The sequence below is a fragment of the Streptococcus sp. 1004_SSPC genome (assembly GCF_001069025.1).
Classification (GTDB): domain Bacteria; phylum Bacillota; class Bacilli; order Lactobacillales; family Streptococcaceae; genus Streptococcus; species Streptococcus vestibularis.
The window spans coordinates 1-211 of sequence record NZ_JWGQ01000098.1 but is presented as its reverse complement, the minus strand read 5'-3'; the positions used below and the strand labels follow the sequence as shown (position 1 = coordinate 211).

The window sequence follows — 211 nt, the reverse complement described above, 5'->3', positions numbered from 1 at the left end:
ACAACCTAAGAAAGATATCCCAGGTTACCGCTTCGTAGAGACTAAGAAACTTCCAAATGGCGACATCGAACACGTTTACGAAAAAGTTAAGACAAGTCACAAGGATAAAGATGGCAATGAAATTCCAAATTATCCAACAGAAGACGGCGAACAACCTAAGAAAGATATTCCAGGTTACCGCTTCGTAGAGACTAAGAAACTTCCAAATGGC

1 protein-coding gene is annotated in these 211 nt (G+C 40.3%); it reads left to right on the top strand.

What is annotated here, in order from left to right; all coding sequences use genetic code 11:
* Positions 1-211, top strand: a 211-nt coding sequence (locus ADF62_RS07320) for a MucBP domain-containing protein (protein ID WP_152901336.1), incomplete at both ends; no start/stop codon positions are given.